General features: G+C 63.4%; 14 protein-coding genes. 2 read left to right on the forward strand and 12 right to left on the reverse strand.

Translation table 11 applies throughout. The features are described 5' to 3' along the window. The first annotated feature begins 10 nt into the window (after positions 1-10). Positions 11-2,014, forward strand: coding sequence for an aldo/keto reductase (locus tag CO666_RS25785; RefSeq protein ID WP_097614880.1), 2,004 nt, complete (start codon positions 11-13; stop codon positions 2,012-2,014). 90 nt (positions 2,015-2,104) lie between these two features. On the opposite strand, the gene CO666_RS25790 is transcribed toward CO666_RS25785, so the two are convergent. The 9 genes from CO666_RS25790 to CO666_RS25830 form a co-directional block, all read right to left on the reverse strand. Then, positions 2,105-2,392: a type II toxin-antitoxin system RelE/ParE family toxin gene (locus CO666_RS25790; protein ID WP_245436866.1), complete on the reverse strand. Its 288-nt coding sequence runs from the start codon at positions 2,390-2,392 to the stop codon at positions 2,105-2,107. A 41-nt stretch (positions 2,393-2,433) separates the two neighbouring features. Continuing rightward, on the reverse strand, positions 2,434-2,712 hold the full coding sequence (locus CO666_RS25795; protein WP_097614881.1) for a CopG family ribbon-helix-helix protein: 279 nt from the start codon (positions 2,710-2,712) through the stop codon (positions 2,434-2,436). A 117-nt stretch (positions 2,713-2,829) separates the two neighbouring features. Next, on the reverse strand, positions 2,830-2,949 hold the full coding sequence (gene cydX / locus CO666_RS25800) for a cytochrome bd-I oxidase subunit CydX (protein ID WP_097614882.1): 120 nt from the start codon (positions 2,947-2,949) through the stop codon (positions 2,830-2,832). Positions 2,950-3,049: 100 nt separating this feature from the next. Next, positions 3,050-4,204: a cytochrome d ubiquinol oxidase subunit II gene (gene cydB, locus CO666_RS25805; RefSeq protein WP_097614883.1), complete on the reverse strand. Its 1,155-nt coding sequence runs from the start codon at positions 4,202-4,204 to the stop codon at positions 3,050-3,052. Positions 4,205-4,210: 6 nt separating this feature from the next. Continuing rightward, positions 4,211-5,791: a cytochrome ubiquinol oxidase subunit I gene (locus tag CO666_RS25810; protein ID WP_097614884.1), complete on the reverse strand. Its 1,581-nt coding sequence runs from the start codon at positions 5,789-5,791 to the stop codon at positions 4,211-4,213. Positions 5,792-5,863: 72 nt separating this feature from the next. After that, positions 5,864-7,555: an amino acid ABC transporter ATP-binding/permease protein gene (locus CO666_RS25815; protein ID WP_097614885.1), complete on the reverse strand. Its 1,692-nt coding sequence runs from the start codon at positions 7,553-7,555 to the stop codon at positions 5,864-5,866. Beyond that, a complete protein-coding gene (gene cydD / locus CO666_RS25820; RefSeq protein WP_097614886.1) occupies positions 7,552-9,291 on the reverse strand; it encodes a thiol reductant ABC exporter subunit CydD in 1,740 nt (579 codons plus the stop codon). The genes CO666_RS25815 and cydD overlap by 4 nt, the downstream gene beginning before the upstream one ends. A gap of 4 nt (positions 9,292-9,295) precedes the next feature. Beyond that, a complete protein-coding gene (locus CO666_RS25825) occupies positions 9,296-9,874 on the reverse strand; it encodes a GbsR/MarR family transcriptional regulator (protein WP_097614887.1) in 579 nt (192 codons plus the stop codon). 329 nt (positions 9,875-10,203) lie between these two features. Beyond that, positions 10,204-10,803, reverse strand: coding sequence for a HupE/UreJ family protein (locus tag CO666_RS25830; RefSeq protein ID WP_097614888.1), 600 nt, complete (start codon positions 10,801-10,803; stop codon positions 10,204-10,206). Between the two features lie 276 nt (positions 10,804-11,079). Here CO666_RS25830 and CO666_RS25835 point away from each other — a divergent pair, with 276 nt between their 5' ends. Beyond that, positions 11,080-12,111, forward strand: coding sequence for a hydroxyacid dehydrogenase (locus CO666_RS25835; protein ID WP_097614955.1), 1,032 nt, complete (start codon positions 11,080-11,082; stop codon positions 12,109-12,111). Between the two features lie 20 nt (positions 12,112-12,131). Here the strand turns inward: CO666_RS25835 and CO666_RS25840 are convergent, their stop codons facing one another. From CO666_RS25840 to CO666_RS25850, 3 genes are all read right to left on the reverse strand, one after another. Continuing rightward, positions 12,132-13,139 carry a Tim44 domain-containing protein gene (locus CO666_RS25840; protein WP_097614889.1) on the reverse strand — a complete coding sequence of 336 codons (1,008 nt, stop codon included), beginning with the start codon at positions 13,137-13,139 and terminating at the stop codon, positions 12,132-12,134. Between the two features lie 97 nt (positions 13,140-13,236). Further along, positions 13,237-13,695 (reverse strand): YbaK/EbsC family protein, encoded by a 459-nt coding sequence (locus CO666_RS25845; protein WP_097614890.1) that lies wholly within the window; start codon positions 13,693-13,695, stop codon positions 13,237-13,239. Between the two features lie 190 nt (positions 13,696-13,885). Then, the gene (locus CO666_RS25850; RefSeq protein ID WP_097614891.1) at positions 13,886-14,068 is read right to left on the reverse strand and encodes a hypothetical protein; all 183 of its coding nucleotides are present in this window, start codon (positions 14,066-14,068) and stop codon (positions 13,886-13,888) included. Positions 14,069-14,103: the final 35 nt, after the last annotated feature.

Genomic DNA, 14,103 nt, shown 5'->3' on the forward strand with positions numbered 1-14,103 from the left:
AGAGGTTTCCATGACTTCCGATCAACCGATCCGCTGGGGCATCATCGGCCCCGGCACCATCGCCCGCACCTTTGCGGATGGCGTCGCCCATTCGCGCACCGGCAAGCTGGTGGCGATCGCCACCCGCAATCCTTCCAAGCCTGGCCTTGCCGAAAACTTCCCCGGCGCCCGCATCGTCGACAGCTACGAAGCGCTGCTTTCCGACCCCGAGGTCGATGCGATCTATATTTCCGTGCCCCACACCGGTCATGCCGAATGGGCGATCAAGGCCGCGCGCGCCGGTAAGCATATTCTTGTCGAAAAGCCGATCGCGCTGTCGGCCTATGATGCCGAAGCTGTTTATTACGAAGCGAAGAAGGCCGGCGTCTTTGCCGGCGAGGCCTTCATGTACCGCGTGCATCCGCAGACGGAAAAACTGGTCGAACTGATCAAGAGCGGCGTCATCGGCACCGTCCGCATCATCCGCTCGAGCTTCGGCTTCAACATGGGCAGCTACAGGCCGGAACACCGGCTTTTTGCCAATGATACCGCCGGCGGCGGCATTCTCGATGTCGGCGGCTACCCGGTCTCGATGGCGAGACTGATCGCCGGTGCGGCAGAGGGCAAGGCCTTCCTCGAACCGGAGAAAGTTTCGGGCGTTGCCCATCTCGGTGAGAGCGGCGTCGACGAATGGGCCTCTGCCGTGCTCAAATTCCCGAACGAGATCATCGCCGAAGTCTCCTGCTCGATCATGGCGCAGCAGGACAATGTTCTGCGCATCATCGGCTCCGAAGGCCGGATCGAGGTCGCCGACTTCTGGTTCGCCTCCGGCCACAAGGGCGGCGTCGGCAAGATCGAAATCTTCAAAGGCGGCAGCCGCGAGACCGTCGAGGTCAAGGAAGACCGCTGGCTCTATTCCTTCGAGGCGGACGCGGCAGGCGATGCCATCCGCGCCGGCAGAACCGAGTTCAGCTCTCCCGGCATGAGCTGGGCGGATTCGATCGGAAACCTGCGCGTGCTCGACCAATGGCGCGCCTCGGTCGGTCTCGAATATGGCGTGGAGAAAGCCGTCAAGCGCACGGCCAACATATCGGGCGGCACCGTCAAGCGGGGCAACAGCATTCCGCAGCGTCAGATTCCCGGCATTTCCAAGCCTGCCTCGGTCGTGACGCTCGGCTTCGAGTTCTTCCCGAACTTCGCTTCTGCTTCGCTGACGCTCGACGCCTTCTACGAAGCCGGCGGCAATGCCTTCGACACCGCCTTTGTCTACGGCGCCGGCAAGACGGAGGCGATCTTCGGCGACTGGCACACCAGCCGCAAGGTGCCGCGCGAGGAGATCGTGCTGATCGGCAAGGGCGCGCATTCGCCGCTCTGCTATCCCGACATGATCGCAAAGCAGCTCGACCAGTCTCTCGCCCGGCTGAAGACCGACTATGTCGACATCTATTTCATGCATCGCGACAATACCGACGTGCCCGTCAGCGAATTCGTCGATGCCATGGATGCAGAAGTCAAGCGCGGCCGCATCCGCGGCATCTTCGGCGGCTCGAACTGGACGCGCGCCCGTTTCGACGAGGCGATCGCCTATGCCGAAAAATCAGGCAAGACGGCGCCGGCAGCACTCTCCAACAACTTCTCGCTCGCCGAGATGCTCGACCCGATCTGGGCCGGCTGCGTAGCCGCCTCCGACGACGATTGGAAGACGTGGCTGAACGAAAAGCAGATCCCGAACTTTGCCTGGTCGAGCCAGGGCCGCGGCTTCTTTACCGACCGTGCCGGCCGCGACAAGAAGGATGACGAGGAGATTGTGCGCGTCTGGTATTCCGAGCGCAATTTCGGACGCCGCGACCGCGCCATCGAGCTTGCCAACAAGCTCGGCCGCAATCCGATCCATATCGCGCTCGCCTATGTGATCGCCCAGCCCTTCCCGGTCATTCCGCTGATCGGGCCGCGCACCGTCGCCGAGCTGGAAGACAGTCTCTCGGCGCTCGACATCCGGCTGACTCCTGAAGAGGTGAAGTGGCTGGAAGGCTGAAAAAGCAAGGAAAGGGCGCGGTGTAAGCCGCCAACCCACTCGCCCAGCTAAAACCCATTGCTCCATCAGCACCCCTTGTAACCTCGGTTATCAGGGGTGCCGCGCCTGGGGGGCTTCATCGTCGTCTACGGGCAGCATCTCGACTGGAGCGTAAGCATCCTTCTGCCGTGCATCTCTGATTGCCGCAATCTCAACAATGCCGTCTCGTGAGCGGATTGTGAGCACGAGGGGAGGCATACTAACCTTACGCGTTCCGTCCAGGATTCCCCTCTCAGTCATTTGGAAAGATGAAAGAAGGTCTCTCTGCCTTTCCAGGCGTTCAACGAGTTTCCTTGCGGCGGCTGGATTAACCTCTGCGATTTCGGCAACCTTGCTCAAGAACCAGCGTTCTGCACTTTTGGAAAGGCGAACACGAGGCATCAACCCACCCGCATACGGCATCGATATTCAGCGGCATCGACGATTGTCCGCGCCTTCTCAAGCACGTCCTCCAGATCGACACTGTCCCCGCGATCCAGTTCATCGAGACCTTGAGCATCTGCAAGGATTTCGGCCCCCTCAGTTGCAAGGTATTGGCTGAGCGCCTTCTGCATTACCCAGGTACGATCACGTTCGAGAATTGCGGCGATACGATCAAACTCCGAAACCAGCGACGTCGGCAGCCTCAGAGAAACTTGAGATTTTTCACTGTTCAACATGATTTGTCGCTCCGTAATACAGTGAATTACACGGTAACCCAACCCAGGCGAAGTCAATGCGCCTTGACCCTCGCGGCGGCGCGATCGGCGTCTGACCTGCGCTCTTGGCATTTTCTGCTAGCGCGGCTCGGAAGCCTTTTTCCTGGCGGCATCATCCATCAGCTCATACCACATGGCATTGAGGACGGCGAAGGCGGCCGCCAACGGCAGGCCGAGGATCCATGCGAAGTACCACATCGTTTCGTCTCCCTTAGAGCAATTCCAGGAAAAGTGCGAAGCGGTTTTCCGTCCGGAATTGCGTCAAAACAAAAGGTTAGAGCGGTTCAGCAGAACCGCTCTAGTAAGCGTGGCTGTTTTTGTCGGTGACGGACTTTTCGTCGACCTTGCCCCACAGAACCTTGTAGACCCAGGCAGTGTAGGCAAAGATGATCGGCAGGAAAATCACCGTCACCACCAGCATGATGAACAGCGTCATATGGCTGGAAGATGCATCCCAGACCGTCAGGCTCGATCGCGGATCGAGCGAGGAGGGCAGGATGAACGGGAACATCGATAGGCCGACCGTGGAGATGATGCCAAGGATCGCCACCTTGCTGAAGAGCAGCGTCATGACCTCGTGCTTTGCCCGCATGGCAATGAAGGCCAGTGCCGCGCCGACGAAGCCGAGCACGGGTGCGATGATCATCCAGGAATGGGCGGTGTAGTTGGTCAGCCACGCGCCTTTCTCCAGTGCCACTGTTTTCAGCAGTGGATTGGAGGGACCGATCGGACTGATATCGCTGGTGATGCGATAGCCGCCGACGCCGATCCACAGGAAGAGGCCGCCGAGTGCGAAAAGCACGATGACGGCAAGAGCGGCGAGACTGCCATAACTTCTGGCCCGCTCCGCGACCGGTCCACTCGCCTTCAGCACCAGCCAGGCCGCACCGTGCATCGTCAGCATGGCGACGGAGAGCAGGCCGCAAAGCAGCGCATAGGGGTTGAGCAGGGCGAAGAACGAGCCTTCGTAGAAGATCCGCATATCGTCGGCAAAGCGGAAGGGCACGCCCTGCAGCACATTGCCGACGGCAACGCCGAAGATCAGCGCCGGCACGAAGCCGCCGATGAAGAGCGCCCAGTCCCAGCCGTTGCGCCAGCGGGCGCTGTCCCGCTTCGACCGGTATTTGAAACCAACCGGGCGCAGGATAAGCGCGAAGAGGATCGCAAACATCGCCAGGTAGAAGCCCGAGAAGGAGACTGCATAGAGCGGCGGCCAGGCGGCGAAGATGGCGCCGCCGCCGAGGATCAGCCAGACCTGGTTACCTTCCCAGGTGGCCCCGATGGTGTTGATCGCCACCCGCCGTTCCGTATCGGTCCTGGCGACGAAAGGCAGAAGCGTGCCGACGCCGAGATCGAAACCGCCCGTCGTCGCAAAGGCGATCAGCAGCACGCCGAGCAGCAGCCACCAGATGAGACGCAGGGTTTCATAGTCGATGAGTTCGTGAAGGATCATGGCAGGTCACTCCGCGGCCGGGACGAGGGTTTCGGAAATCAGACGGGCTTCCGGCTCGTCGTCCGGTTCCGGCCCTTGGCGGATCGCCTTGATCATCAGGCTCATCTCGATGACGATCAGCACTGTATAAAGCGCGCCAAAACCGATGATGGTCAGAAGCACGGTGCTGGCCCCGAGGCTGGAGACGGCGGCCGCCGTCGGCAGCACGCCTTCGATCACCCAGGGCTGGCGGCCGAACTCGGCGACAACCCAGCCGAGTTCGATCGCGACCCAGGGCAGCGGGATCGCCAGCACGGCAATCCGCAGCAGCAGCGGATATTTGTCGAGATGGCGGCGCGCCGACAGCCAGAAGAAGGTGGCGGTCAAGAGGATGAAAAAGATGCCGAGACCGACCATGATGCGGAAGGACCAGAAGAGCGTCGGCACGTGCGGGATCGTGTCACGCGCGGCCTGGACGATCTGCGCGTCGCTCGCCTGGCGTGGATCGTCGACATAGCGCTTCAGAAGCAGCGCGTAACCGAGATCATGGCCGAGATCCTCGAACGAGCTGCGCACTTCCTGCGCCACCTGATCCTGTGCGGGTGCGGCACGGATCTGCATCAGCGCGTCGTAAGCCTTGATGCCGTCGCGGATGCGGCTTTCGGCCTGCTGTTCGAGCTTGTCGATACCGGGGATTTCCGTTGTCAGCGACCGTGTGCCGATCAGGCCCATGACCCAGGGAATATGCACGGCGAAATGCGTTTCGCGCGCTTGCTGATCCGGGAAACCGAAGGCGGTGAAGGCGGCCGGCGCCGGCTCGGTCTTCCACATGCCCTCGATGGCGGCGAGCTTCATCTTCTGGTTTTCGGTGGCGAGATAACCGCTCTCGTCGCCGAGCACGACGACCGAGAGCGCCGAGGCGAGGCCGAAGGAGGCGGCGACCGTCATCGAGCGCTTGGCAAGCTCGATATGCCGGCCCTTGATCACATACCAGGCCGAGACGCCGAGCACGAAGATCGAGGCGCAGACGTAACCGGCCGACACCGTATGGACGAATTTCGCCTGGGCGACCGGGTTGAAGACGACGTCGAAGAAGCTCGTGATCTCCATGCGCATCGTCTGCGGATTGAGCGCCGATCCCACCGGGTTCTGCATCCAGCCATTGGCGATCAGGATCCAGAGGGCGGAAAAATTCGAGCCGAGCGCCACCGCCCAGGTGGCGACGAGATGGCCGACCTTCGACAGCTTGTCCCAGCCGAAGAAGAACAGGCCGACGAAGGTCGCCTCCAGGAAGAAGGCCATCAGGCCTTCGATCGCCAGCGGCGCCCCGAAGATGTCGCCGACATAATAGCTGTAATAGCTCCAGTTCATGCCGAACTGGAATTCCATGACGATGCCGGTGGCGACGCCGATCACGAAATTGATACCAAACAGCGTGCCCCAGAATTTCGTCATCTGCCGCCAGATCTGGCGGCCGGTCATGACATAGACGGTTTCCATGATCGCCAGAAGCACGGACAGGCCGAGCGTCAAGGGCACGAACAGGAAGTGGTAGAGCGCCGTCAGCGCGAATTGGAAGCGCGAAAGCGCTACGATATCGAGTTCCATTGTCGTTCTCCCACGGTCCCACGGGGTACGTTCCCAAGCGCCGGCCGGCGCCTGAGGGCATGCGGTCCTGCTCTAATCCGGCCGAAGCCGGTCGAGCGCCTTTTCGAACGCCGCCTCTCCGCGGCGCGAAATCTCTGAAATGCGGCCGCCTTCGATGACGGCGATGCGGTCTGCGATGGCGGCCTCGCGGCGGATATGCGTTGCAATCACCAGCGAGCGGCCCGCCGACATATCAGACAGGCGACAAAGCACGTCGCGGGCGGTAGTGCCGTCGAGCCCCTCGGTCGGCTCGTCGAGCAGCCAGAGCGGCGTGTCACGCAGGAAGAGCCGGGCCAGCGCCAGCCGGCGTGACTGGCCGCCGGAAAGGCCGAGCCCGCCTTCGCCGAGCGGCGTATCGAGCCCCCGCGGCATGGCCTCGATATCGGCAAGCAGGCCGGCGGCGGCGAGCGCGTCACGAAGGCGGGCCTCGCTCGCATCGGGGTTGGCAAGAGCGAGATTGCCGCGCAGGCTGTCCTCGAACAGTTCCGTCCGTTGCGTCAGCAAGGTCGCCGTTACCGCAGCGATGTTTCCCGTTCTTGCCGGCAGTTCGCCGGAAAGCAGGGCGAGCAGGCTCGATTTGCCGGCGCCGCTGCTGCCGATGACGGCCAGGCGTTCGCCTTGCTGGAGCGTGAGGTCGATGCCCTGGAGTGCCGGCACGACGGAATTTTCATGGAAGGCGGATACGTTAGCCAGCGAGAAAGCGTATCCCGGCAGCGGCGCCGCCAAGGGTTCGGATGCCTTCGCGACAGCAAGCCGCGGCGCGATGCGCTTCGCCGCAAGCAGCGTCCGCCCAATTTCCAGGGCGCCGCGACGGAGTGCGGCGAAGGGTTCGACCGCCGCAAAGGCGACGAGCAGGCCGAGGGCTGCGACCGGAGCGCTGATCACCTTCGATTCCGCAAGGGCGGCGACGGCAAGCAGCGACGCCGTCAGCAGCAGGGTGGAGACGAGGCCGAAGCCGAATGTCAGGCCGGTTTCGACGCGGTTCAGCCGATCGTCGGCGCGGCCGGCATAGCCGTCGGCTGTCATGATCGCGTGTTTTTGCGCGGCCAATCTGCCGGCCATCAAGAGGTCGGTCTGGCCGGCGACGAGATCGATCGTCCGCGACCGCAACGCCTCAATGCCGTGGGCGCGCCGGCGGGCCTGTTTGCGCGCCGCCCGGCCGGCGATCACAGGCAGCCCGAGCCCGGCGCCGGCGAGACAAAGGCCGAAGCACAGGCCGAACACGGGATGCATCAACCCCAGTGCCAGGCTTGCCGCCAGCGCCGCGCCGATCGCCACGGCAGCCGGCACGAGGATACGCAGGTAGAGAGAATCGAGCGCATCGATATCGGCCGTCAGCCGGAACAGCAGTCGTGCCGGGCGATGCAGGAGCGTGCGCGCCGCACCCGCTCCGGCGAAGCCGCGAAACAGCCTTTCGCGAAGGGCGGCAAGCACGCTAAGCGTCGCGTCATGGGTCGCCAGCCTTTCGCCGTAGCGTGCGGCGGTACGGACAATGGCGAGCAGGCGGATGCCGGCCGAGGGCGCAAAGACGTCGAAGGTGATGGCGACGGCGGCCGAAAGGCCGGCAAGCGAGGTGGCGGTGATGAACCAGCCGGACAGGCCGAGCAGACCGATGCCCGCCAGGACGGTTGCCGCCGACAGTGCCGCGCCGAGCAGCAGCGCGCGCCGGCGCTCGGCAAAGAACAGACGCAGGATCGGCATGAGATCTGCAGCAAATGTGCTCATTCGGCAGCCTCTCTTACGATAAAGTCGGCGTCGATGCGCATGCTGCGATGCATGCGCGCGGCCAGCCGCGGATCGTGGGTGGCGACGATCAAGGTGCGGCCCCTGGCAAGCGAAAGCAGGCTCTCCGTCACTTCGGCGGCGGTGGCGGCATCGAGATGCGCGGTCGGCTCGTCGGCCAGGATGATCCGCAGATGTGGATTGCAGGCCGCCCGCGCGATCGCCAGCCGCAGCGTCTCGCCGCCGGAAAGCCCGATGCCTCCCTCGCCGAGCGGCCGGCTGCCATAGGCGTCGGCCACCTTTCCGAGTTGCGCGGCGGCAAGCGCATTCGTAATATCGCTGCGTGCGATCCCGGGTCTGCCGAGCGAAATATTGCCCGCGATGGTGCCGGCAAAAATATGCGGCTTCTGGCCGATCCAGGCCATCGCGCCGCGCAGGCTGGCGGCAGTCTCGTCCGCAAGCTCGGCACCGTCGATGACGATACGCCCGCCGGCGCAGGGCGCCAGTCCTGATAGCAACGAAAGAAGCGTCGATTTTCCGGAACCGCTGGCGCCGAGAAGAGCCAGATGTTCCCCGGCGGCGATATCGAGGTTGAAACCGTCGAGAACAAGCGGTTCGTCGGCGCCATACCGGAAGGCGAGATTTTCGAGGCGGATAGCAGCAGCCCCAAGGCCTGCGGGCAGGGTTGCCTCGGCCGATCCCCGGATCGGCAAACCGCCTGCAGCCAACGCATCCAGCGCCTTCAGCGCCGCTTCGCCTGCGGCCCGATCATGCCAGACGGCCGAAAGCTCGCGCAGCGGCTCGAAGAAGGCCGGCGCCAGCAGCAGGATGAACAGGCCTTCGGTCAGATCGAGCCGGCCGGCCCAGGTGCCGAAGCGGATCTCGCCGAGCAGGCTGAAGCCGACATAGACGGCAATCAACGCCACGCCGAGTGCGGCGAAAAGCTCAAGCACGGCCGAGGAGAGAAAGGCGATCTTCAGCACCGCCATGGTCCGCCGGCGCAGGGATTCCGCTTCCGCTCGCAGCCGCAGAGCGGTCGCATCCACCGCGTCGAGTGCACGGATCGTCGCCAGTCCGCGCAGCCGATCGAGCAGGAAGCCGTTGAGACCGCCCGTCGCAACGAGTTGTTTTTCGCTGGCCGCCTGGGCACGCCAGCCGATCAGCGCCATGAAAATGGGGATCAGCGGCGCCGCGAACAGCAGAACCAGCGCAGCGATCCAGGAGACCGGCAGGATGAAGGCAAGGATGACGAGCGGCACAAGGCTCGCCTTCAGACGCGCCGGCTGGAAACGGGCGAGATAGGGCACGATGAGTTCGGCCTGCTCGCCGATGACGCTTGCGGCTTTGCCGGAGGCCGGCCGACCGCGATCGATCGGCGACGACAGGGAAACTGCGGCGACGGCGGCCTGCCGCCTGCGGCTGAGTTCGGCGCGCGCGATATGAAAGGCGAGGCGGCCGCCGGCCGCGTCGAGACAGCTTCTTGCCAATCCGAGCGCGAGGATACCGAGGGCTGGCCAGAGAACCTCCCGCAGTCCACCGCCATCGGCGATGCGCCCGACCGAGACGGCGAGCAAGCCGGCCTGCGGGATCCAGACGGCCGCGGCCAGCGCCTGCAGCATCGCCGCTCGGCGCAGCCCGCCTTTCGCATCATCCGGACCGGTAATGGACGAGACGGTATCGCCGTCCGGCGCCGGCTCGGTCTCCCCCCTGTCCTTCGCGTCGAAGAAAGCAGTGCCCATGGCGCTAACTCTTGTTCGCAGGATTCGGCCGGCGGCTGCGGCCGAGCGAGATGACCCGGTCCTTGGCCTCCAGAAGCTTGGTCACTTTCGCGCCGAGCGAGAGTAGCGTCGCAAGCCTTTCGGTTTCAAGTTGTTTTACGTCTTCATACCAATGCGTCAGCTGCTCGATCAGCGTGTGCATCTCGCTCATGCGCGCCTGCGCATGCCGTTCGGCCTCGCTCGCCGGCCGCTGCATCAGGATCTCCCGCAGGACCGACAGCGTCGGATCGACTTCCCGCTTCTTTCGCTCCTCGGCAAGTGTGCGCAAGATGAGCCAGACATCATCCGGCGTGGTGAAAAAATCGCGGCGATCATCCGGCTTGTGCTTGAGAAGCACGAGGTTCCACGCCTGCAGTTCGCGCAGGCTCATCGACACGTTGGAGCGCGAAATGGCGAGTGCATCGGCAATCTCCTCGGCACAGATCGGCGCTGGCGAGACGTAGAGCAGGGCATAGATCTGGCCGACCGTGCGGTTGATTCCCCAGCGGGAGCCCATTTCGCCGAAATGGAGAACGAAGGACTGAACGAGAGGCGGAAGGTTCATGGTCATTTCCGTTGCGTCTGTGATTTCAGTAATTTCTGAAATCACTATAGTCAATTTCGCGACCAGCCGACAATCCGCAAGGCGGCCCTGCGTCAATTTGGATGTCCGTTCATTGATCGTGAACTGGATATAACAGGACGCGTCACGTCCGGACTTGACTTGGATCAATTCAGCAGCACTTCGCAGCTATGACGCAGAAAGCCCGGCAATGCGGTGCGCATGCCGGGCGTTCTGGTTGATTGCGGTGTTTGGCGGCACTCATGCGTCCGGGTTTCGCCAAACGCAAAGGCCAAAAGGCGCGGACCGTGACGGTATCGAGCCTAAAAGGCTCAGATTAAGCCCATCAGGATTCCGACGCCGGCAACGGCGGCAAGGCCGCCGGTGGTGCGCACGACGAACGGACCCTGGCGCTCACCGATGCGGGCGATCAGGAAGCCGAGACCGAGACCGGCGGCATGGAGAAGCGCGGTCGCGATCATGAAACCGGCTGCATAGGCGGCACCACCCGCATCCTCCGGCATCTCAGCGCCGTGCGCGTGCCCATGGAAGATCGCGAAGAGACCGACGACGCCCATCGCAACCGCGGTCGGAGCCTTGACGCTGAGGGCTACGATCGCACCGAGAACGATGACGGACAGCGCGATGCCGACTTCGACGAAGGGAACGTTCACGCCTGCTATGCCAAGCCCGCCGCCGACCGCCATGACGAGGACGAAGGTCGCAGGCACCAGCCAGACCGCGCGGCCGCCGAGCTGGAATGCGAAGACGCCGACCATCACCATGGCAAGGATGTGGTCGAGACCGGAAATGGGATGGCTGAAGCCGTGCATGAAGCCGGATGTCTGACCGACACCGGTGTGGGCATAGGCGACCGCCGGAAGCGCTGCGGCGGCAAGCGCGAGCAAACCGGTCTTGAGTGCTGATTTCATTGTTCGATTCCCTTGTGAGTTTCTGAATATCCTGCGGCCGCCGGCGCCGGGCACGGTTCCAGGCCGCAAAGCTAATTCAAAGAATTCGCACCGTCAAATAAATATGCCAAGAAATGCCAAAGCATTTCAATTGCTTATCAGATAGGCAAATGCCGATTTCGGCCGCTTTTCCAACTGCCGGCGTCATCGACGATCCGGAACTGGAAACAACGCCGCACAGCGGCTATCAATCGTCCGGCGGAGATGGCGCAAGCCGCCGCGATGGAGGAGGTGCCCATGACCAATACCGAACGGCCGCTGGCGATCAGCGCCCCCGAACCGCGCACGCTCGATCTGATCTTCACCGACACGGCGCGCGCCGAATTGCATGCGAAATACGAGATCGTCGAGGCCGATCCAGAGAATATCGCCGGCCTCGGCGACGAAATCCTCGGCAGGGCGCGCTACATTATCGGCCAGCCGCCGCTTTCGGCGGAGACGCTGGCCAGAATGCCGGCCTTGCGCTCGATCCTCAACGTCGAAAGCAATCTTCTCAACAACATGCCCTATGAGGTGCTGTTTCAGCGCGGGGTCCATGTGGTGACCACAGGCCAGGTCTTTGCCGAGCCGGTCGCCGAAATCGGTCTCGGCTTCGCGCTGGCCTTGGCGCGCGGCATCGTCGATGCGGATGTGGCGTTTCGCGAGGGCAGCGAACTCTGGGGCGGGGAGGGCAATGCGAGCGCGCGGCTGATCGCCGGCTCCGAGATAGGCATCGTCGGCTTCGGCGATCTCGGCAAGGCGCTGCGCAGGCTGCTGTCCGGCTTCAGGGCGCGCATCCGGGTGTTCGATCCCTGGCTGCCGCGCTCGATCCTCGAGGAAAATGGTGTCGAGCCGGCAAGCCTGGAGGATGTGCTGACGAAGAGCGATTTCGTCTTCGTCGTCGCCGCCGTCACCAGTGAGAACAGGGGATTTCTCGGCACGGAAGCCTTCGCCAGCATGCGCAGGGGCGCGGCCTTCATCCTGCTCAGCCGCGCCGATGTCGTCGATTTCGATGCGCTGATGGCGGCCGTCTCGTCAGGCCAGATCGTCGCGGCGAGCGACGTCTATCCGCAAGAACCGCTGCCGCCCGATCATCCGGTGCGAAGCCTGAAAGGCTTCATCCGCTCGGCGCACCGGGCAGGCGCCCTCGACAGCGCCTTCAAGAAGATGGGCGACATGGTGCTCGAAGATATGGACCTGATGGATCGCGGCCTGCCGCCGATGCGCTGCAAACGGGCGGAACGCGAAACGGTCTCCCGCATGCGTTCCAAACCGGTCGCGGTGAATTAGGCCAGGAGAGGCGCGCCGCATTAAGCGGCGCGTTGCTCCGCGCCCTGGATCGCAGCGAGTTTCCAGTCGCCGCTCGGCTTGCGCACGAAGGTCCATACCTCGGTGCTCTCGCTCGGGCGACTGATGTCACCGGAAACGACGCGGCCGCTGTTGCGTTCGACCATGGCATCGATCGAGGAATAGCGCATGGCGAGTGTCGCATAGTCCTGACCGTCCTCGCGCCAAGCCTCGGCGATATCGCCCTGCAGCAGCTTGACATCGGAAACGCGGTTGCGCACGCCGTTGGTGGCGTTTTCGCCGAGCTCCTCGGCAAGATAGGACATCGCCTCGGGCGTCGTCAGCCGGCGCAGCGTGCCGTAATCCTCGGCACCGTAAGCCGTCTGCACGCTCGTCAGCAGCTCCTCGAACTGATCGAGATCGGCTTGCGTCAATCCGATCTCGTCGCTCGGGCGGTTGCCGCGCGACTGCCCGCCGTAACCGGCACCCGAACCGATCGCCGGGATCTGGAACGACGAATTGTTCGCGGGCGACATGTTGAAGGACTGGCCGTAGGATCGGCTCTGGCCGCCCACGCCATAAGAAGGCTGACGGCGATTGGCGAAATAACGCATGGCAAGCATGACGGCGCCGCCGATCAAAGCGATCTGCAGCAGCATGCCGAGAAAGCCGAAGCCGCCGCCGAAACCGTGCCCGAGCAGCATGCCAAGGAGGCCACCGGCAATCAGGCCGCCGATCATCGAACGGCCGAAGCCGCCGAAGAGACCGGGACGCTGGGCGCCGAAGGGCTGCTGCGCGGTTGCAGGTGCCGTGGTCTGCGGACGCGGCGTCATCGACCGTTCGATCGGCGCGGCGGGTGCAGGCGCGGTGCTGGTGACGGGCGGGGCCTGGAAGGTGCGCGTACCGCGGCTTCCGAAACCGCCGCTGCCGGCCCGGCGCGCCTCGGCGCTGTCGAGGGAAGCAAAAACGGTAGCGCTTGTCAGAGCGGCAATGGCCGCAAACTTGGCAAAACGCGAAATGGCACCCGGCATTCCTGATCTCCTGTCATGCGCAATCACGGCATGTCAGGAGACATATAGGTACACTTTCCCGGGTTTGAAGTTCTTCGGCGCCATTACCGCCACAGGTCTACTGGCAGACGTCGACCCAGCTGGCGCCGGTCAGCTCGGCCAGCCGCCCGGTTTCGATACGCACGGCCGAATTCGTCGAGCCGGCTGCCGGCACGACTTCATCGAAACGTTTCAGCGAGATGTCGCAATAGATCGGCAGCGGCGAGGGCAGTCCGAAGGGGCAGACGCCGCCGACCGGATGGCTGGTGACGGTCACGACTTCCTCGGCATCGAGCATGCGGCCCTTGCCCCCGAACGTGTCCTTGAACTTGCGATTGTCGAGCCGCGCCGTGCCGCCGGCAACGACCAGCATCATCTGCTCGCCGACACGCAGACAGATCGTCTTGGCGATCTGGGCGGGCTCGACGCCGTGCGCTTCTGCGGCAAGCGCCACCGTCGAGGAGCTTTCGGCGGTTTCGATGATTTCGATATCGGGTGCGTGGGTGCGGAAAAAGGCGCGGACGGATTCAAGGCTCATGGAATGGACGTGCCAAAACGATGATCGGAGAAAGCAGGATGCGATGGATACCGAAATCCAAGCATACTCCCGTAACTTAAAGCTCCAGGGATTTCAATCAAAGCGTGGCTCGCCCGCCGAAGCCGGCCGGGATGATTTGCCTTGAAACCATCCCGGCCGGATATTCGCCAACATCGGCGAGGAAGCCGATCTATTCGTCTGATAAAGCGAGGTCGCGGCGCAGCCATGCTGGAAAGAAGCCCAAGCTGTTCACCATGCGACGGCGTTTGTGCCGGGCGATGATGGTTGCGACGAGAATCTCCCGAAAGCTAAATCGCGAGCAAAGCTCGCTCATGGATGTCGCCAGGCTCTCGCCGGCGTGCTGATTGTTCATGATCAATCGCGGTCAGAATTCTGAACCGCCCTTCT

Origin of the sequence: Rhizobium chutanense, from assembly GCF_002531935.1 — a bacterium.
In the GTDB taxonomy this organism is placed as follows: Bacteria; Pseudomonadota; Alphaproteobacteria; order Rhizobiales; family Rhizobiaceae; genus Rhizobium; species Rhizobium chutanense.